Below are 19,047 nucleotides of genomic sequence, written 5' to 3' on the forward strand. Positions count from 1 at the left end.
AAGCTGGCGAAAGGTCAACGTGTATGGTCCACCGATCGGGAGCTGCGCGAACACATAGCGACCGCGGGCGTCGGTCTGGCGGGTTTGCTGGGTGCCGGTGGACTGGTTGCGCGCGGTCACGGTCGCGCCGACTACCGCCGCGCCTGAGGCCGACCGCACTTGACCGGCCACGAAGCCCTCGGTGCCTTGGGCGTTTGCCCGGAGCGCGGGGAGGCCGGTCATGACAACCGCGAGCAGCGCACACGCGACGCGGCTGACATAGAGATTGTGCAGACGAGGTCAAGGGGGTGAGAGGGACATCGCCACTTCGCGGCGAGCCGTACAATTCGCCCTACCTGTGACTCTCTGACGACAACGCGATCACGGTCTTGTCACGGCGCGACGACGAAATTTATGACGAGCTGAGCCAGAGCCACTCCCTCTGTGCCGGCGTATTGGCTATGTTTAACGGCTGTCCCGGGACGGAGACACCGCGCCTCACAGAGGTACCGGTGACACTCCGCCCCATTTGTACTGGTTCTGTGCCAACACCCTTCACGCAGGTCGAGACCTCCGGATGACTCCGTCTTTGGACGCACCGTCCCCGTCGCCGCGCGGCTTCAAGATCCTCTCCGGAACGGCCAATCAGCCGCTCGCAGAAGAGATCGCGAAAATGCTGGGCACCGAGCTGTGCAAGGTGACCTGCACGCGTTTCGCCGACGGAGAGGTGTTCGTGCGCATCGACGAGAACATCCGTGGTGCGGACGTATTCGTGGTGCAGCCCACCAATCCGCCCGGCGAGAACGTCCTCGAACTGCTGCTGCTCATCGACGCCGCACGCCGCGCTTCGGCCTCGCGCGTCACCGCGGTGCTCCCCTACACGGGATACGCCCGGCAGGACCGCAAGGATCAGCCGCGCGTCGCAATCGGCGCCAAGCTCATGGCCAACCTGATCGAGACCGCCGGCGCCGATCGCGTGCTCGGACTCGATTTTCACGCGCACCAGTTGCAGGGCTTCTTCGACGTGCCGGTCGATCACCTCTATGCGGCTCCGGTGTTCACGAATTATTTCCGGAAGAAGGGGCTCAAGGACCTGTGCGTCGTGGCCCCCGATGTAGGATCGGCGAAGATGGCGCGTGGCTTTGCCAAGCGTCTCGACGCCACCTTCGCCATCATCGACAAGCGGCGTCCCAAGGCCAACGTGGCCGAAGTGATGAACGTGGTGGGTGAAGTCGAAGGCCGCGATTGTCTCATCCCCGACGACATGATCGACACGGCCGGCACGGTCACCGAAGCCGCCCATGCACTGAAGAATCTCGGCGCAAACGACATTTACGTGTGCGCCACACACGCGCTGTTCAGCGGTCCCGCCGTCGAACGGCTCTCGAACGCACCGATCAAGGAAGTCGTGGTTACCGACTCCATCAACCTCCCGCCCGAGCGTCGGTTTCCGTCGCTGCACGTGATCTCGGTGGGCGAACTGCTGGCGAAGGCGATCCGATTTACGCATGCCGACCAGTCGGTAAGCGTACTGTTTGAATGACGGCGATGTAGGAAGTCGGGGGTTGGGAGTACCCCGGACTCCGTACTCCCTACTTCGCCGTTATCCAATGGCCGGGCCGACCATTTCCGGTTACTCCCGAACCACTTTTCCCAGAGGTTGTCCCAATGTCTACCGCTTCTCTCTCCGCGTCCGTTCGCGCCGAAACCGGCAAGGGCGCCGCTCGCAAGATTCGTCAGGCCGGCAACATCCCCGCGGTGATCTACGGCCACGGCCGCGATCCGCAGTCGCTGATGCTCAACGCGCGCGATACCGACAAACTCCTCAAGAGCATCGCGGTCAGCAGCACGGTGATCGAGCTCAGCATCGACGGCAAGAATGCGCGCACGCTGATCCGTGAAGTGCAGCGGCACCCGTTCAAGCGCACCATTACGCACATCGACTTCCAGGAGCTGGTGGTTGGTGAAACGGTGTCGGTGCATTGCCCGATCGTCTACGTCGGCGTGCCGGATGGCGTGCGTCTCGAAGGCGGCCTGCTCGACCAGATCATGCACCAGCTGCACATCGAAGTCGATCCGTCGGCGATCCCGAACCACATCGACGTCGATGTGTCGGCGCTGAAGGTCGGCAAGTCGCTGCACGTGTCCGATCTCGTGCTCCCCGCCGGCATCAAGGTGCTCGACGATCCGGGCACGACCGTTTGCATCGTGCAAGTGCCGAAGGTGGCCGTGGAAGCCGTGGTCGACGGTGCCGCCGAACCCGAAGTCATCCGCGCGAAGCCCAAGGCCGACGAGAAGTAATCTCGACGTTCTCGCCTTTTTGTTCGATCGTACGGGGCGCGGAGTCCGTTCAGCATGGTCACCCCACGCTGGCGCATTCCGCGCCCCGCCCGTTTACCCCTGCGCATGAAAGTCATCGTCGGACTCGGCAATCCTGGCCGGGAATACGAACACACGCGACACAACGTGGGCTGGTGGCTGGTCGACCACCTCGCCCGGCATTGGCATTGCGATCCCTGGCGAAAAGATGGCGACGCCGTCACGACGCAGGGCCTCGTGGGCGGCAAGAAGGTGAAGCTCGTCAAGCCGCAGACGTTCATGAACCTCAGTGGCGCCGCGCTGCGCCCGTACCTCAAGCGCGAAGGCTGGAAGGCCGCCGACGATCTCATGGTCATCGTCGACGAAGTCGCCGTGCCCGCCGGCGAATATCGATTGCGCGCCGCCGGCAGCCCCGGTGGACACAATGGGCTCAAGAGTATCGAAGCCCACCTCAAGTCGCCCACCTACCCGCGATTGCGCATCGGCATCAAGCCGGTCGATGAACGACGCCAGATCGGTGACCTCGCCGACTTCGTGCTGCACACCATGCCGCGCGACGAGCGCGAACTCGTTGAAGCACTGTATCCTCGCATGGTCACCGCACTCGAGCTGTGGATCGCCGACGGCACCGAGAAAGCCGTCAGCACGATGGGACGCTGAACGCCCGGTCGCGCGACGTTTACCGCCTGGCGTTGATGTGCTGCTTCGTCCAGACCACGACCACCGCGCATTGATTACCCGCCGTCTGAAAACGCGCCGGCGCCTGCATCTCGTTGTTGAAGATCTCGAGCGCAGCAATTTCGCTCTTCGGCAAGCGCGCGATCAGGTTGTCGGGGGTGTTCGGCTCACGCACGGCGTTCACCCACAACGACGCCATACAGTTACTGCGTCCGCGGATCACGAAGTCACCCGGCACGCGTCCCACCTGCGTGCGAATACCCGGCAGCAGGTCGAGCGCCTGACGTACTTCGGCGTACTTCACGAAATGCGTCGAGTCCACGAAGCGTCCAAGCCCCGACCCTTTCCGCTCGTCGAGCTCCGTGGCGTCCCGTGACTTGATGCGCGTGGCGCGCACGTTCACTTGCTCCACCAGTGTGCCCTTCTCCACCAGAACCTCGAGACCGGTCACTCCGCTCTCGAGTACGTCGAGCTGCTTCGCCCCGGTCACGAAGCCGATCTTGCGCGCCGACACCATGCGACTGCCGGTCGGCACATTGTTGATCGTGAAGCGGCCATTGGGCCCCGACATAATCTCCGTTTTGAAGCCGCCGAACATCACCATGGCCGCCGGCACCGAAGCGCCGTTCTCGTCGACCACACGCCCCTGCACCGTGGCGGCGGACGTCGGACCGGTGGTCGCGCCGAGGATCAGGTCCACACGACGCAGTGAAGCCGCGTCGGCTTCGACCAGCACGTTGTCGGTGCGGTACTGCGACGACGACGCGACCAGCGCCGCCGGACCGAACTCCTGTACGCCGCAGAAGATAAAACTCCCCAGTGAGTCGCTGCGCACCGTCATGGTTTCGAACTTCGGTGTCGTGTCCAGGATGCTCTTCACCGCCTGCCACTGCAGCACCAGCCCAACGCCCGCCACGCGCGTCGTGCCATCGGCCGCCGTGGTGGACCCGAAAAGAATGCCACCCATGCCATTCGAGGGACGACGCTGTCCCGTGCAGAGCCGCGCCCACGCCGTGTTCATACCCGGCGTAGCGACGATGGGACGTTCCCATGGACCGTCACCCGCCGGACGCGTGGCGATCAACTCACCGAGCCCCAGCCGATCGGCCCGCTCGTGAAAGGCCACGAGGCGCATGACGCGCTGCGCGCTGTAGATCGTGAAGCGCCCCAGCGAATCGCTGGCCGCCGTCTCACCGCCGGGTTCCGCGGTGATCAGCGCGCCCCCCATGGGACGGAACGCCAGACTGTCGTAGGCGAGCCCGCGAATGGTGTCCGGTCGCTGCGACAGCGGCGAAATCTGCGCGCCTATCGATGGCACGACCACGAGCCCCGCCATCACGCACGACGAAACGGTCACCGCCTGCCAGAATCCACCACGCATCACGCAGCTCTCTCCGATGAAAGTGCCTGGGCTTCTCCCATGTTCGCACGCTATCATACACCTCGCGAGAAGTAATACCCAGAACGCCAAACTTCTACGCAAAACGCAAGACTCACGTGAGTCTTGCGTCATGAGTTCAAGTTCGGAGTCGTGAGTGTTCCGGCGGTTGCCGTTCTTGCGCCGAACGCCCAACGTTCTCATATGCTACCCCAATCTCCGGCTCGCAGCCTACTCCTCGCCACTTTCGTGATCGTGGCCACCGCCTGTGGAGCGAACGACAGTTCCAGGGCCTCATCGACGTCGACCGCCATCCTCGGCGCCGTCGAAGAGATCGCCAGCCCGGCACCGCCCGGCAGCAAGATGCCATTCGTCATCGCCGACGACAGCGGTGCGGCCTACGTGTCATGGACGGAACAACGCGCCGACTCCTCGTTCGCGATCCGTCTCGCGAAGTGGAACGGCGCCACGTGGGATTCGTCGCGGACGATAGCCGCCGACCGCCCGTTCTTCGTGAACTGGGCCGACTTCCCCGCCATCACGATGCTGGGCAATGGCGACCTCGCCGCGCATTGGCTCGAGCGCGAAGGCACCGGCACCTACGCCTACGGCATTCGCACCGTGCGCTCGCGCGACGACGGACGGAGTTGGAGCGCTCCGGTCACGCCGCACACCGACGGACTACCGGCCGAGCATGGGTTCGTGTCGCTGTGGGCCGACGGCAGCCGCAACCTCGGGCTCGTGTGGCTCGATGGGCGCAAGAGCGCCATGAAGGACTCCACGCGGGAGATGACGATACGCACGGCCGTGGTCCGCGACGACGGCACGCTCACCCGGGACGCCGTACTCGACGCGCGCAGTTGCGATTGCTGCCAGACATCGACTGCCAAGGGATCGAACGGTCGCGTGATCGTGTACCGGGATCGCTCCGCCAAGGACATTCGCGACATCGCGATCGTGCGCGAACTGGTCAGTGGCTGGAGTCCGCCGGTGCTCGTACACGCCGACGACTGGTACTACCCCGGCTGCCCCGTGAATGGGCCACAGGTGGCCGCCAGCGGCAAAACGGTGGTCGTGGCATGGTATACCGCAGCCCACGACACCGCACGCGTGCTCGTGGCCACCTCGACCGATGGCGGCGCCACCTTCGGCGCGCCGGTACGGGTCGACGAAGGCGATCCGATTGGCCGGGTATCCGTCGTACTCGACAGTCGGGCCGAGCCCATTGTGGCGTGGCTCGAACAGCGTAGCGCGGACGAAGCGGAGATCCTCCTGCGTCGCGTGACCGGTGCGACGGTAGGTGAAACCCGCAGTCTGGCCCGTACGTCGGGAGCACGGCAAAGCGGCTTTCCGCGTCTCGCGGTGCTGCGTGATACCCTGTTGGCCACCTGGACCACCACGAAACCGGCACCACAGGTGCACGTGGCGCGCATTCCTCTTTCTTCGAGTGCCCGATGAGTTCACCCGTTTTCTCGACCGTCTGTCAGACCCTTCGCATAGGCGGCCTGTTGGCGACCGCTGCGCTGGTTTCAGTGATCGGCGCGTCGGTGTCCGGGGCGCAGGACGCACCCCAGCCGCAGCCCGTGTCCGCTACTGCGGCCCCGAGCGCGCCCCTACCGCTCAAGTTGGCGCCGCGCCCGACCAGGAGTGCGATCACGGCCGACGACCTCATAACGAGGCTCTACATCTTCGCCGACGACTCGCTGATGGGACGCGATGCCGGCACCGAAGGCAGCTTCAAGGCCACCGAACTGCTGGCGCGCGAAGCCAAGCGACTTGGCCTCCAGCCGGCCGGCGACAGCGGCACGTTCTTCCAGACACTGCCACTCAAGAGTAAGAAAGTCGATCCCATGTCGTCGTTCATCGTCGGCGGCGCCTCGCTCGAACTCGGCAAGGAGTGGGGCTTCAAGGGCGGCGGTACGATGACGTTCAACGACACGCCGGTGGTGTTCGGCGGAATGATGGGTGAGGCCTCGCTGCTGCCAGCCGAGCAGGTGGCGGGAAAGCTGGTGGTGCTCACCGTGCCTCTCTCGCAGTCCGCCATCCAGCAGTCGGTGGAAGGCGACGTGGATGTTCCGGCCGGCGCGGCGGGCATCGTACTCGTGGTACCGCAGCAGGCAGCGGGCATCTTCGGCTATGTGTTGCGCCCTGGTGTGTACGTGGACGATCCGGCGTTCGGCGGTCCTCGCCTGTTCGTCGGCGCCGGCGCGATGTCGAAGCTCTTCACATCGCCGCTCAGCGACCTGAAGGCCGGTACCGTCGGCGCAACCGTGAATGTGAAAGCGCTCCTCGACGTCACACTGTCGCCGTTCCCGGCGCGCAATGTCGTCGCCATTCTGCCGGGCAGCGATCGGAAGCTCAAGCACCAGTACGTCGCGGTGGGCGCGCACAGCGATCACGTGGGCATGTCACGTAAATCAGTCGACCACGACTCGGTGCTGGTGTTCAACCGGATCGTACGTCCGGGCGGCGCCGAGAACGACGACAAGATGGGGAACGCCGAACAGTTCGTGCAGATCAACGCCGAGCTGGCCGAGATGCGAAAGACGACTCCGACCCGTCGCGATTCCATCTTCAACGGCGCCGACGACGATGGCTCGGGCTCGGTGACCGTACAGGAGATCGCCGAACTGCTGTCCACCATGAAGACCAAGCCGAAGCGCTCCACGCTGTTTGTGTGGCACGTTGGTGAAGAGAAGGGACTGTGGGGTTCGAAGTTTTTCATCGAGCATTCGACCGTTTCGCGCGACTCGATCGTCGCTCAGCTCAACATCGACATGGTCGGCCGTGGTGCGGCCACCGATCTCACCGGCCTGTCCAAAGACGGCCAGGATCTGCGCGGTGGCCCCGATTATCTGCAGCTGGTCGGTTCCCGGCGCTTGTCCACCGAACTCGGTGATCTCGTGGAGAGCGTGAACACCACCAAGAAGCACAACCTCAAGTTCGACTATGGCATGGATGCCAACGACCACCCGATGAACATCTACTGCCGCAGCGATCACTACGAGTATGCCAGGTGGGGCATCCCGGTCACCTTCTTCACCACCGGCGGCCACTCGGCGTATCACCAGCTCACCGACGAACCGCAGTACATCGACTATCCGCACATGGAGCGGGTGGCCAAGCTGATCGCCGATGTCGCCCTGGATCTCGGCAACCGGGCGGGCCGTCCGGTGATCAACCAGCCCAAGCTCGACCCGCGAGGCGTTTGCAAGCAGTAGTCATCCGCGTCGGTGTGGCTTATCCTTTTATCTTGAACCACCCCTCGGTGACCTAGGGCACGAGTCCGGTCATCCCAGTCCCCTCCAGCCACACCGACATGTTCGACCAACTCCCGCTGCTTTCGTTGGGCGCGGGCGTCGTCGGCCTCATCGCGACGTTCCTGACCTTCGGCGGTATTCGCCGTCTCTCCCCCGGTACGCCGGCCATGCAGGATCTGGCCGGCGAAATCCACGTTGGCGCCATGGCCTTCCTGCGCGCCGAATACGTGGTGCTCCTGCCCTTCCTGGTCATCGTGGCCGGCCTCCTGGCTTGGGCGATCGGCATCAAGACTGCCATCGCCTACGTCATCGGCGGTCTGCTCTCGGTGGCCAGTGGCTGGATCGGCATGCAAGGCGCCACGGCCGCCAACGTGCGGACGGCAGAGGCGGCGCGCTCCAGCGGCCAGTCAGCGGCGCTGCGTGTCGCGTTCGGCGGCGGGTCCATCATGGGCCTCGCCGTCGCGTCGCTCGGACTCGCCGGCATCGCCATCGTGTTTGCGTTCCTCGCCAAGGGCGAGATGACGAATAATGCCAAGCTGTTCTCCGAAATCATTTCCGGCTTCGCCATGGGCGCTTCGTCGATCGCGCTCTTCGCGCGCGTCGGTGGCGGCATCTACACGAAAGCGGCCGACGTAGGCGCGGACCTCGTGGGCAAGGTCGAAGCGGGCATCCCCGAAGACGATCCACGCAATCCAGCCACCATCGCCGACAACGTCGGGGACAACGTGGGCGACGTCGCCGGTCTCGGTGCCGACATCTTCGAGAGCTACGTGGGCGGTATTGTGGCCACGATCGCCCTCGCGGCCACCAGTACGCTGCTTCCTGAATCATCGCGTGTGAATGCCATGTTGCTGCCAGTTGCCTACACGGCGGCCGGTCTCGTGGCGTCGCTGATCGGCATTTTCGCCATGCGCATTCTGGCCAAGGGCGATCCGGCCAACGCGCTGCGCCTGGTCACGTTCATCGCCGCCGGTCTGTTCCTCGTGTTCGCGTACTTCATCACGGCGATGGTGCCGCTCGGGATGACGATGGCAGACGGCACGGCGCTGCCCGCCCTCGGACCGTTCTTCGCCGTGATCGCGGGAACGGTGTCGGGCATCTCGATCGGTCTCGTCACGGAGTATTACACAGCGGCGGGCCCGGTTCGCCGCATTGCCGAAGCTTCGAAGACGGGTCCGGCCACGAACATCATCGCCGGCCTCGCCGTCGGTATGGAAAGCTGCATCGTACCGGTGCTGCTGATCTGCGCCGCGATCTGGGTGTCGTTCACGTCGGCCGGCCTGTACGGCATCGCGATCGCCTCGGTGGGTATGCTCGCCACGGTGGGAGTCACGATGTCGGTCGACGCGTACGGCCCGATCTCGGACAACGCCGGTGGTATCGCCGAGATGAGCCATCTCGGACCAGAAGTCCGTAAAATCACTGACGGCCTCGACGCCCTCGGCAACACCACCGCTGCCATCGGCAAGGGCTTCGCGATCGGCTCGGCCGCCCTTACCGCGCTGGCACTGTTCTCGGCCTACGCCTCGGCCGTGAACCTCACGGTGCTCAATCTCATCGACCCGATGGTCGTGATCGGCATGTTCGTGGGCGGCGTGGTGCCGTTCTACGTTGGCGCCGCTACCATGACCGCCGTGGGTCGTGCGGCGCAGGGTATGGTGGAAGAAGTCCGTCGGCAGTTCCGCGAGATCCCGGGCCTGCTCGAAGGCAAGCCCGGCGTGAAGCCGGATTCGGCGCGTTGCGTCGAGATCTCCACCAAGGCCGCGATCCGCGAAATGATCGCTCCGGGCCTGGTGGCGATTCTGCTTCCCGTTTTCGTCGGCAAGTTCCTCGGCGTCACGGCGCTGGGCGGCCTGCTGGCCGGGGCGACAGTCACGGGTGTCATGATGGCCCTGTTCATGGCCAACGCCGGTGGCGCGTGGGACAACGCCAAGAAGATGATCGAAGGCGGCATCCTGGGCGGCAAGGGCTCCGATCCGCACAAGGCTGCGGTCGTGGGTGACACCGTGGGCGATCCGTTTAAGGACACCAGCGGACCAGCGATGAATATTCTCATCAAGCTCATGTCGGTGGTGAGTCTCGTGTTGGCCCCCTGGTTCTTGCGCTAAGACCCTTAACTCCAAACTTTTACTCAAAACGCCAGACTCACGTGAGTGTTGCGTCATGAGTTCAAGTTTGAAGTTATGAGTGATCCGGCCGCCGATGCTTCCTGCGTCGGCGGCCGATTTGCGTTCTCAATCTCCGCTCTCGAGTACTCGTCGGCGCAACACGATCAGCATCTTCCGAACGGCGACAACCTCGTCAATCAAGGGCATCGCGACCGCGGCGGGAATGACCGCGGTGCGAAGCGCAAGATCGAGGTGACTCTCCGTCTCGGAGGCCGAGCCGATCGCTATCTGGAGGTACCGCGCAAAGTCACGGGGCCCAGCGCTATTTGCCCCTTCCGCAATGTTCGCGGCGATCGATTGCGCGGCGCGACGAAGTTGGCTCCGCAATGACACGACGTCCCGCCCGCGAAGATGCTGGGTGACGCCGTAAACGTTGGCGGCGAAGGACTGAGCGCGCTGCCACACGCGGAGCTTTCGAAAGTCCTGCATCCCGCCAATGTGCCCCCACCCCGCCAAACGCCGTCACCAATCCACCGCCCCCCACTACATTCCACGGCAGCCGGAGCGCCTCGCGTCTCCCTATCCCCCCACTCCGTACCCCTGACTTTTTTCCCGTGCTCCAACTCGGCATCGTCGGCCTCCCCAACGTCGGCAAATCCACGCTCTTCAACGCCCTGACCTCGGCCAAGGCTGAAGCGGCGAACTATCCCTTCTGCACGGTCGACCCGAACGTCGGCATGGTGGAAGTGCCCGACGTGCGTCTCGGAAAGCTGGCCTTGATCGTGCAGCCCAAGCGGACGCTGCCGGCGGCGGTGCAGTTCGTCGACATCGCCGGGCTCGTGAAGGGCGCATCGCAGGGCGAAGGGCTGGGCAACAAGTTTCTCCAGAACATCCGCGAGACCGACGCCATCGTGCATGTGATCCGTTGTTTCGCCGACGACGATGTGACGCACGTCATGGGTTCGCCCGATCCGGCGCGCGACAAGGAAACCATCGAGCTGGAACTGGCACTCTCCGATCTGAGCGTGGTAGAGAAACGCCTCGACAAAGTGAAGCGCGCGGCGAAGGCCAACGACAAGGATGCGCTCGCGGAAATGCCGGCGCTCGAAGCGGCCTTCGCGGCACTCTCCGAAGGTATGCCGCTGCTTCGCGCCGGGCTGTCGGTCGAACATCTGCACTCGCTTGCGGGGCTCCAACTGCTCACGGCGAAGCCGGTGCTCTATGCCGCCAACGTCACCGACGCCGAGCTGGCGGGTGACGAAGGTCCCTATCTCAAGGCGTTGCGCGCGGCCGTGGCGGCCACCGGTGAACACGCCGAGATCGTGGTGTTTTCCGCGAAGATCGAAGCCGAACTTTCGGAGCTTCCGCCCGAGGAGCGGAGCGAGTTTCTCGCCTCGCTCGGCATCGAAACGGCCGGCCTCGACCGACTGATTCACGGCGGATACCACCTGCTCGGGCTGCAGACCTACTTCACCGCGGGCGAGCAGGAAGTGCGCGCTTGGACGATTCATCATGGGGACACGGCGCCGAAAGCAGCGGGCGTCATTCATACCGATTTCGAAAAGGGCTTTATTCGCGCCGAGACCGTGGCGTACAAGGATTTCATCACGCACGGCGGATGGAAGAACGCTCGGGAGAAGGGAGTGGTGCGTTCGGAAGGCAAGGAATACGTCGTTCAGGACGGCGATGTGCTGCTGTTCCGCTTCAACGTCTGACCGACCCTTTTCGCCCGATCTGGGTAGCAGGTCGCCATGAAGATTGTTTCGATAAGCACGGCACTGGCGGCCGCAGTGGTGCTTGCGGGTGGTTTGTCCCCGCTCCCCGCACAAGCTGCGGATACGGCGGAGAGTCGCGAGATTCAGCGGCTCCCCGCCGACGCGTTGTCGGTGCCGTTCAAGGTCGGTGAACGGCTCGACTACGAGCTGCGCTTCGGCTCGCTCAAAGTCGGCAACGGCAGCATGGAAGTGCGGGAGATCACCCAGGTGCGGGGCCGTTCGGTATGGCACACGGTGTTCACCATCAAAGGCGGCTTCGCGTTGTACCGCGTGAACGACGTGTACGAGTCATGGTTCGACGTGACCACGCTCAATTCGTTGCGTTATCATCAGGACGTCGACGAAGGCAGCTACGAGCGCAGGCGTCGCTTCGAGATCTTCCCTGAGCGCGGCATGTTCAAAGAGAACGACCGTCCGGAGGAGCCGACCGTCGCGAACCCGCTCGACGAGGGGTCGTTCCTGTACTTTGTGCGCACGTTGCCGCTCGAAGTCGGCAAGTCGTACGAGTACGCGCGCTACTTCAAAGCGGAAGGGAATCCGGTCCGTATCCGCGTCGTGCGCCGGGAGACCATCACGGTACCCGGCGGGACGTTCAAGACCGTTGTGCTGCAGCCCACGTTTCAGACGAAGGGCATCTTCAGCAAGAACGGTAAGGCGGAAGTGTGGATCACCGACGACGATCGCCGCATGATGGTCCAGATGAAGTCGAAGCTCAGCTTCGGCTCACTCAATCTGTATCTGCGCGGCTCGAGCGGCACGAAGTAGTCACGCGCGTTGTCAGGCAGCGCGCGTCAGTCGTCGAAGAACTGTTCGCTGCGGTGCGCGTCGGAACGCACCATCGGGGCCGCGCACTGCGCGTCATCGTTGCGAGTGGCATTGACCCACGTCTTCACCTGACACGCATGCAACGGTCCTACGTAGGGCCGGAGCAGACGCGCCGCATCGGCGGGCGCTGTCTCGGGGTCGAGCCAAGCCTCCACGTCGCTGAGCGGCAGAATGACGGGCATGCGATGGTGAATCGGCTCCATCGTCGCATTGGCGTCGGTCGTGATGATACAGCAGGTCAGCATCGGGTCGGCGATAGGGTCATGCCTGGGCTGCCAGTGATCCCAGAGCGCGGCCATCACGAACGGCTCGTCGTCGGGCAGTCGAATGCACCAAGGCTGTTTCCCCTGATGACCGGGCACCACCTGCCATTCGTAGAACAGGTCGGCCGGCATGAGACCGCGCTGCTTCTTGAACGCTGCCCGGAATGCGGGCTTGGCGGCGATCCCGTCCGCGCGGGCGTTGGCGAGCTTGTGACCGATGCCGGGGTCTTCGGCCCAGAACGGAATGAGTCCCCACTTGGCCATGCGCAGCTCACGAATGTCACCCTCCTGCAGCACCAGTGGCACCGCTTGCGAGGGCGCCACGTTGTAGCGTGGAGCGAGCGCGGGAAAGGTGACGCCCAGAGGGAGCGTCCCGAGCCGCGCGGGGTTGCCGAAGCCATATCTGCCACACATATGCGAAGCAATGTACGGCAGGCCACCCTTCCCTTCCATCCCACGTCTGGCTAGGCTTAACGGCTCATCTGGAACTGCACACCGTTCCTCTGACCCTCCTCCCGCGGATCGGCACTTCGGGGGGCACCTTAGACCACAGGGAGGATTGCCGAGTGGCAAAGCTCAAAATCCGCCGCAACCCTACGCGGCGTTACGAAGCCGTGTATATCGTCGATAGTGCTATCGAAGATGCGGCCATTCTGGAAAAGTTGGACAAGTTGCAGGGCCTTCTAAATCTCGCCGCGCCGGCTGAGATCGAGCATTGGGGCCGTCGCCAGCTCGCGTACAAGATCGGCCGCCACGAAACCGGCTATTACGCGATCGCGCGTTTTGAAACGGTCCCCGCCGTTCTGCCCGAGTTCGAGCGTGCGCTCAAGCTCGACGAAGGGATCATCCGCTATCTCATCTCGCTGGCCGAGCATGAGCTGGGTGCCCCGAAGCTCAGCGATGAAGAGCTCGCTTCGCGCCGTCGCGCGGGCGATGACGACGACGACGACGAGGATTAAACTATGCGCCGCCAAAAGAAGCCCTGCCCCATCACGGAAGCGGGAATCCGCTACGTCGATTACAAGGATGACCGTCTCCTCGCCCGCTTCATCACGGACTACGGCAAGATTCTGCCGAGCCGCCTGAGCGGTGTCGATGCGCGTCACCAGCGTCAGCTCTCGAAGGCCGTCAAGAAGGCGCGCTTCCTCGCGCTTCTTCCGTATGTGAAGGGACAGACGGGCTGAGTATGACCGGAGCGGTCGCGTCGGAGCTTGCCGCGACCGCTCCTCAGGAGCGCGGGTGGCGGTGGTTCGTGCTGGCGCTGGTGCTGATGGTGCTCGTCACCGCCGCGCCGGCCTGGCCCGCGTCACTGTCTCTCTTGGCCGGAGCGATCCGGCTGCTGCTGCCGGTTGAACAGTTTGCCCTGCTCGTGCTTGTCGCGATCGCGTCCTGCGCGATCATCGGTTGGTGGTCAGGTGGTCGGCTCGTGCTGGCTCTGCTCTGGGTCGTAGGAGCCGGATACGTGATCTGGAAGGTACCCCTCCCCTTTTCGGGATACGGTGCCTTCGGGCGGGGATGGGCGCTTACGCTGGGCGCGTCGTTCGGACTGGTCTGTCTGGCGTCGCCACGCACGTCGCTCCTCACCCGGGCGCTGGGGGCGATCGGTCTCGCAGCCGTCATTACGGCTACCGGTTTCACCACCCGCACGAGTGGCGGCCGTACGCTGTTCGACGGTCCGGCGGAGATGCTCTCGCGGGAGTATCAGCGCCGACTCGGTGAGTCGTTGCAAAGCTGGCGCAGTCGGTCGGACACGGAGTCGTGGCGCGCGTTCGCGCAGCGCTTCCCCGGGGCCGCTGAGCGCGCCGCGTCGGTCGAGAACGTGCTGGTCGCACTGGCTGAACCGCTCTCCAGAGCGGGGTCGGCGCGAGGATTTGTCCCGGGACCACTGGTCTCGATTGCGCCGGCATTATTGGCGCTCGAATCACTGTTGGCGTTGGCGTTGGGGTGGGCCGCGTTTCACCGTCTGTCGAGGGTGCGTATCGGTCCGCCGTTGGTGGCGCTGCGCGACGTGCGATTCAACGATCAGTTGGTGTGGGGGTTGGTCGTCGGTGTGACCGTGTTGCTGTTACCGACGCTCGCCGAGTGGCGAACGGTCGGTGCAAATTTGTTCTGTTTCTTCGGGTCGCTGTACGCCTTTCGAGGCGCCGGCGTGCTCACCTGGTGGATCCCCGACCGCTTCGCCGTTCCGGCGTTGCTCGCGTTGGTGGTGCTGGTCCCGATCCTGGGTCCAATCTGGGTCGTGATCGCCATGCTGGCGGTCACCTTCATTTTGGGGCTGGGTGACACCTGGCGTGACTTCCGAGCCGGCGCGCAACCGCGCCGATCGTCGCCGCGCTGATTTCACACACCTTTATCGCAGGACCCGGAGCTCCCATGGAAGTCATCCTTCGTAACGCCGTCGACAAGCTCGGACATCCTGGTGACATCGTCTCCGTGTCCGCCGGCTTTGCCCGCAACTTCCTGATCCCCCGCGGCTTCGCCTTCGAAGCCACGACGGGCAATCGCAAGCGCATCGCGCTCGAGAAGGGCCGTCTCGAGGCGCTCGAGTCCGAGCGCGTCGCCGCCGCCCAGACCATTGCCGACAAGCTGGCCGAGGTCTCCGTGACCTTCGCCGCGCGCGTCGGCGAAGAGGGCAAGTTGTTCGGTTCCGTCACCACGGCCGACATCGCTCACCAGCTGGAAGCGCAGGGCTTCCACATCGAGAAGCGCCAGATCGAACTCAACGAGCCGATCAAGACCCTCGGCGTCTACCGTGTCGGCATCCGCCTGCATGCTGATGTGAAGCCGGAAATCAAAGTCTGGATCATCAAGCAGTAAGCGGCAGGCGTTCGTCTACACGACGACGGAAGTGGAGTCATTGGAGAGAGTGCTCCTGCCGAGATCGGCAGGAGCACTCTCTTTTTTGGCTCTTCGGAGTTTCGCGTGGGTAAATCTCGGCCTTACGGCGGGGAAGTATTCAGGTTGTTGTCGTTTGGCAGCGGCCAGCTTCGGTGGCGCAACACAGCGGGCTGTTGGGCCGAGAGTCACCCACACGTTTCCCCGAAGAGCCTTGTTTGTCGAGGTACTCCTCCGACACCGGTGCTCCAAAGTGTGGAGCGGGTGGGAGTCATATTTCAACTGAGGCAGGACACCCCCGCCTGCCCTGCCAAAATACATGATTCCGTGCGCGTTATCGTGCCTGTCGAGGGATGGTCGGCAACGCGTACCGCACGATACGCGGCACCGGGTCGTGCACACTGGCAAACAGGACAGTCTCCTCCGGATCGACGGCAATGCCGATCGCCGACGCATCGAGCTCGAGGACCATACGTAGGGTGCCATCCCAGGAATGGACATGGACGTGACGCCCAAACGCGGCATCGGCCTTGAATTCGTGGCGGCGACGACCGGAGAAGAGTGAAAAAACGGTCGACTGCGTCGCGATCACATTGCGATACGCCGTTCGCGACCGTTGTGTGCCGGCGATGTATTCGTCGTCACGCTTGCGTGGCGCGGCGAACGAAGGTTCGAACCCGAATGGACGTTGCGCGACGCCCAGGCGCTGGCCACTCGAGGCGAAGAATTCCAACCGATCGGCTTCTTTGAACGCCACGGCGATCTTCGCGCGCGCGGGATCAAGAGTAATCCGCGAGTCGTAGGCTTGCTGCCTCGCAAACACGGGGAGTCGGGGATCACCATAGGTAAAGTCTCCCCGCGACGGTCGTTCACGCCCAATGCTGTCATACACGGCGAACAATCCCCGGCGAAGGTACCCGGTCGCGATAAACGTTCCTTCAGCGGTCCAGCGCACACTGTTGAGATTGGCCCCGCCCTCGAGAGCGACCGAGCGGATGGGTCGAAAGACGCCATCGGTAAAGCTGCGGTCGGACTGCACTAGCGTCATGCGCCGGAGCGACGTGTCAAAAATCCAGAATTCCCGGTAACGCCCGGACGGCGCGATATCCCATGGTGCCTTGAATTCTCCGGGTCCGGCGCCATCCCGACCAAAACGTCGGACGATCGCACCAGTCTTCGCGTCAAGGACGAATAGCTTCGGGTCCGACTGGCGGTCGATGATAATCAACTGCCCATCCACCCAGGCAATACTGGTCGGAGAGGCAAAGATGTCCTGGCTGGCGAAGTCCTCACCACGCAACTTGATCACCGGCACCCTGTACTCGTCAAGGACCGGACGATCCTGCGCGGCGACCGCGCGACAGGCGACCATGATCGCCAGGCCGCTCAGCGCGCGGAGGGTATTGTGCAATACTTCAAAGCGCCGCAAGGATGGGCTCCTCCGCACCGTAGCGGCCCACGACGCGCGAGCGTTGTCGAGCTCAAGGACTACTCGGTAACAGTAGTGTCTCAACGTTCTCACGTCGGAGCGGGGTAAGTTGTTGATTTGCTTGGTGAACGGGGGCATTTCAACCGCCACAACAGGAGTGGTGGTTCGCCGCGCGCCGTCCGTCGGCACGATTTTCCACCATTGTGCTGTTCTTCGCGTCGCTTCGCGTGCTTCGCGTGCTTCGCGTGCTCCGCGAGCTTCGCGAGCTTCGCGCGAACCAGCTGGCTCTCCGATCGCTCCGCAGCAGCCGCCAGCACCGCCGTTCGCGCGAAGTCCGCGAAGTCCGCGAAGATCGCGAAGGCACGCGAAGAAGACGCACCTCTGGATCGCGACGCAAGGTATAGCTTGACTGGCATAGCGCATACGAAATTCTACAGATCCTGAGTTTGTCCCTGTTCGAGCAAGGCCCGCTCCATCAACTATTTACGCCGCCACCCTGCTCTTCAGACGCTGATTTCGAGCCCATTGCACTCGTTCGCCTCTGAAAAACGTTGGGACATTTTTAATGAGAGATATTGAGTACTCGACTCGATCCCTCCGTGATCAAGTTCAGCACTGTAGAGGATGGCCCGTGAAGCCGCCGCACGTAGGGGGGAAACTGGCCAACACCTGGACTTGAACACAGCTGCGCAGTTTCCCCGTTGATCGTGAGTTTGAATGCGCGCTCGAGCACGCCTCTTCCTGAAACTTCCGTTGGCGGCGGCACTGATCGGGTCGGCTTGCAGTGAGCGTCCTTCGGCTGTAACTGAAGTCCCGTTCTGGACAGTCGACGTGACGCCGCTACTCGAGATTACTGACGACGATCCCGACGGCGACGTGGTACTCGGCAACGCCGTACACGTCACGCGACGGCCCGACGGCGGACTGCTGGTCTCCGACCAAGGGCTTCACTCGCTGCGATGGTTTTCGTCGGACGGACGCTTTCAGCGTGCAGTAGGTCGAAAGGGATCGGGTCCCGGGGAGTTCGAATTCATCAGACAGGGTCTCCGGTGCGGGGACTCACTGTTCGTCGAAGACATTGTGACACGCCGCGTAACAGTGCACTCGCTCGATGGCGCAATCACGCGCACGATGTCCACGCGCGAGTTCGCGGGTAGTGCCGAAGCATTTCGGAGTGCTTGCAACGCTGAAGGCGTCTTCGTGCATCATGCGTGGGGTCGGTTTGATCCCACGGGGCGTGGTCGGCAGCGCACGCCTCTCTCCGTCTGGATCACGTGGGCGGAAAGGGGTCTCCGCGTGGCGTTGGAGGATGTGGACGGCCCGGAGCACGTGGGTTTCGGTACTGGCGCCGCCCGCGCGTTGCTGGGTCGGACGCCACAGCTCGCGATCGGACGGCGCCATGTGTACGTGGGTGCGGCCGATAGCGGAGTGGTGCAGGTGTACGCGCTCGATGGCACACCGGCGGGAACTCGCCGACTGCCGGAAAGCGACCGGCGCGTGACGGCGGCCGACCTGGAGCGGGCGAAACGCATCGATTCGCTCGGCCAGGATGCAACGACGCAGAAAGCGACACGGCGTGTATGGGAGCTCGACACCCCTCCTTCTATGCTTCCAGCCTATGATGCCATTATCGTGGACATGGATGAGCACTTATGGGTGCGGCGCTACCCTACAGCGGGGAAGGACAGCACGCCATGGATCGTGTTCAATCCAGACGGCGTCCACGTCGCTACAGTCGTGATGCCCGCCGACCTCACCGTTCACGAGGTCGGGCCGGACTACATATCGGGCATCGTCCGTAATCCCGATAGCGGCAGGCACTCTGTGCGTATTCCGGCGCAAACCGACCATTGATTGCGGATGAATCCGGCTAGGCATTCCGGGACTTCGCCCGGAGCGACAGCTGCCACGGAGTACGGTCCCAGACTACCGTGCACGGTTTTGCACGAGCGGGCCGATGCACCGCACAACGGGGTCGGTGCCGATGAGTGCGGGGCGAAAAGTCTTCCCAACTCTCCCGAATTGCCACCCTGTTGGCACTATATTTTAAGGTTCGCTGTGTGGCCGCCGTAGACCCGCACCAAGGCTTGGATCGTCACGCAGTCATCGGCACCACTTTTGCCTGCAGGCGGGAGTCCAGACTCGGACTCCCCTTTTTTTGCCCCTGTCCGAGTCGCTGTCCACCGCGCAACCTTCAT

Annotated in this window: 18 protein-coding genes; 13 read left to right on the forward strand and 5 right to left on the reverse strand. The window is 63.6% G+C overall.

Features of this window, described 5'->3' with window-relative positions:
• The coding region (locus ACESNG_RS21175; protein ID WP_373070717.1) for a carboxypeptidase-like regulatory domain-containing protein at positions 1 to 222 on the reverse strand (222 nt) is incomplete at its 3' end.
• Between the two features lie 334 nt (positions 223 to 556).
• Here ACESNG_RS21175 and ACESNG_RS21180 point away from each other — a divergent pair.
• The 3 genes from ACESNG_RS21180 (at position 557) to pth (ending at position 2,958) form a co-directional block, all read left to right on the forward strand.
• A complete protein-coding gene (locus ACESNG_RS21180; RefSeq protein ID WP_373070719.1) occupies positions 557 to 1,522 on the forward strand; it encodes a ribose-phosphate diphosphokinase in 966 nt (321 codons plus the stop codon).
• Between the two features lie 125 nt (positions 1,523 to 1,647).
• Positions 1,648 to 2,280 (forward strand): 50S ribosomal protein L25, encoded by a 633-nt coding sequence (locus tag ACESNG_RS21185; RefSeq protein WP_373060830.1) that lies wholly within the window; start codon positions 1,648 to 1,650, stop codon positions 2,278 to 2,280.
• Positions 2,281 to 2,385: 105 nt separating this feature from the next.
• On the forward strand, positions 2,386 to 2,958 hold the full coding sequence (gene pth / locus ACESNG_RS21190) for an aminoacyl-tRNA hydrolase (protein ID WP_373060831.1): 573 nt from the start codon (positions 2,386 to 2,388) through the stop codon (positions 2,956 to 2,958).
• Positions 2,959 to 2,977: 19 nt separating this feature from the next.
• Here the strand turns inward: pth and ACESNG_RS21195 are convergent, their stop codons facing one another.
• Positions 2,978 to 4,357, reverse strand: coding sequence for a carboxypeptidase-like regulatory domain-containing protein (locus ACESNG_RS21195; RefSeq protein ID WP_373060832.1), 1,380 nt, complete (start codon positions 4,355 to 4,357; stop codon positions 2,978 to 2,980).
• Positions 4,358 to 4,609: 252 nt separating this feature from the next.
• Between ACESNG_RS21195 and ACESNG_RS21200 the strand changes: the two genes are divergently transcribed.
• The 3 genes from ACESNG_RS21200 to ACESNG_RS21210 all read left to right on the forward strand — a co-directional run bounded on the left by ACESNG_RS21200 (position 4,610) and on the right by ACESNG_RS21210 (position 9,722).
• Positions 4,610 to 5,812: a sialidase family protein gene (locus ACESNG_RS21200; RefSeq protein WP_373070721.1), complete on the forward strand. Its 1,203-nt coding sequence runs from the start codon at positions 4,610 to 4,612 to the stop codon at positions 5,810 to 5,812.
• Complete coding sequence (locus ACESNG_RS21205; RefSeq protein ID WP_373060834.1) at positions 5,809 to 7,575, forward strand: M28 family metallopeptidase; 1,767 nt, start codon at positions 5,809 to 5,811, stop codon at positions 7,573 to 7,575. The genes ACESNG_RS21200 and ACESNG_RS21205 overlap by 4 nt, the downstream gene beginning before the upstream one ends.
• A 98-nt stretch (positions 7,576 to 7,673) precedes the next feature.
• A complete protein-coding gene (locus tag ACESNG_RS21210) occupies positions 7,674 to 9,722 on the forward strand; it encodes a sodium-translocating pyrophosphatase (protein ID WP_373060835.1) in 2,049 nt (682 codons plus the stop codon).
• Between the two features lie 126 nt (positions 9,723 to 9,848).
• On the opposite strand, the gene ACESNG_RS21215 is transcribed toward ACESNG_RS21210, so the two are convergent.
• Positions 9,849 to 10,211: a four helix bundle protein gene (locus ACESNG_RS21215; protein ID WP_373060836.1), complete on the reverse strand. Its 363-nt coding sequence runs from the start codon at positions 10,209 to 10,211 to the stop codon at positions 9,849 to 9,851.
• 125 nt (positions 10,212 to 10,336) lie between these two features.
• Here ACESNG_RS21215 and ychF point away from each other — a divergent pair, with 125 nt between their 5' ends.
• The gene (gene ychF, locus ACESNG_RS21220; RefSeq protein WP_373060837.1) at positions 10,337 to 11,437 is read left to right on the forward strand and encodes a redox-regulated ATPase YchF; all 1,101 of its coding nucleotides are present in this window, start codon (positions 10,337 to 10,339) and stop codon (positions 11,435 to 11,437) included.
• 36 nt (positions 11,438 to 11,473) lie between these two features.
• On the forward strand, positions 11,474 to 12,262 hold the full coding sequence (locus tag ACESNG_RS21225; protein ID WP_373060838.1) for a DUF3108 domain-containing protein: 789 nt from the start codon (positions 11,474 to 11,476) through the stop codon (positions 12,260 to 12,262).
• Positions 12,263 to 12,288: 26 nt separating this feature from the next.
• Here the strand turns inward: ACESNG_RS21225 and ACESNG_RS21230 are convergent, their stop codons facing one another.
• On the reverse strand, positions 12,289 to 12,999 hold the full coding sequence (locus tag ACESNG_RS21230; RefSeq protein ID WP_373060839.1) for an SOS response-associated peptidase: 711 nt from the start codon (positions 12,997 to 12,999) through the stop codon (positions 12,289 to 12,291).
• Between the two features lie 152 nt (positions 13,000 to 13,151).
• Here ACESNG_RS21230 and rpsF point away from each other — a divergent pair, with 152 nt between their 5' ends.
• The 4 genes from rpsF to rplI are packed head-to-tail and all read left to right on the forward strand — an operon-like array spanning position 13,152 to position 15,402.
• Entirely contained in the window at positions 13,152 to 13,544 is a 393-nt protein-coding gene (gene rpsF / locus ACESNG_RS21235; protein WP_373060840.1) for a 30S ribosomal protein S6, read from the forward strand.
• A 3-nt stretch (positions 13,545 to 13,547) separates the two neighbouring features.
• Positions 13,548 to 13,769, forward strand: a complete 222-nt coding sequence (gene rpsR, locus ACESNG_RS21240; protein WP_171224949.1) for a 30S ribosomal protein S18 — start codon at positions 13,548 to 13,550, stop codon at positions 13,767 to 13,769.
• A gap of 2 nt (positions 13,770 to 13,771) precedes the next feature.
• Entirely contained in the window at positions 13,772 to 14,923 is a 1,152-nt protein-coding gene (locus tag ACESNG_RS21245; RefSeq protein WP_373060841.1) for a hypothetical protein, read from the forward strand.
• A gap of 35 nt (positions 14,924 to 14,958) precedes the next feature.
• Positions 14,959 to 15,402 carry a 50S ribosomal protein L9 gene (gene rplI, locus ACESNG_RS21250; RefSeq protein ID WP_309673477.1) on the forward strand — a complete coding sequence of 148 codons (444 nt, stop codon included), beginning with the start codon at positions 14,959 to 14,961 and terminating at the stop codon, positions 15,400 to 15,402.
• Positions 15,403 to 15,754: 352 nt separating this feature from the next.
• On the opposite strand, the gene ACESNG_RS21255 is transcribed toward rplI, so the two are convergent.
• A complete protein-coding gene (locus ACESNG_RS21255) occupies positions 15,755 to 16,849 on the reverse strand; it encodes a BF3164 family lipoprotein (RefSeq protein ID WP_373060842.1) in 1,095 nt (364 codons plus the stop codon).
• Between the two features lie 831 nt (positions 16,850 to 17,680).
• Here ACESNG_RS21255 and ACESNG_RS21260 point away from each other — a divergent pair.
• Positions 17,681 to 18,703: a hypothetical protein gene (locus ACESNG_RS21260; protein WP_373070723.1), complete on the forward strand. Its 1,023-nt coding sequence runs from the start codon at positions 17,681 to 17,683 to the stop codon at positions 18,701 to 18,703.
• Positions 18,704 to 19,047 lie beyond the last annotated feature (344 nt).

Source organism: Gemmatimonas sp., from assembly GCF_041689975.1.
GTDB lineage: Bacteria > Gemmatimonadota > Gemmatimonadetes > Gemmatimonadales > Gemmatimonadaceae > Gemmatimonas.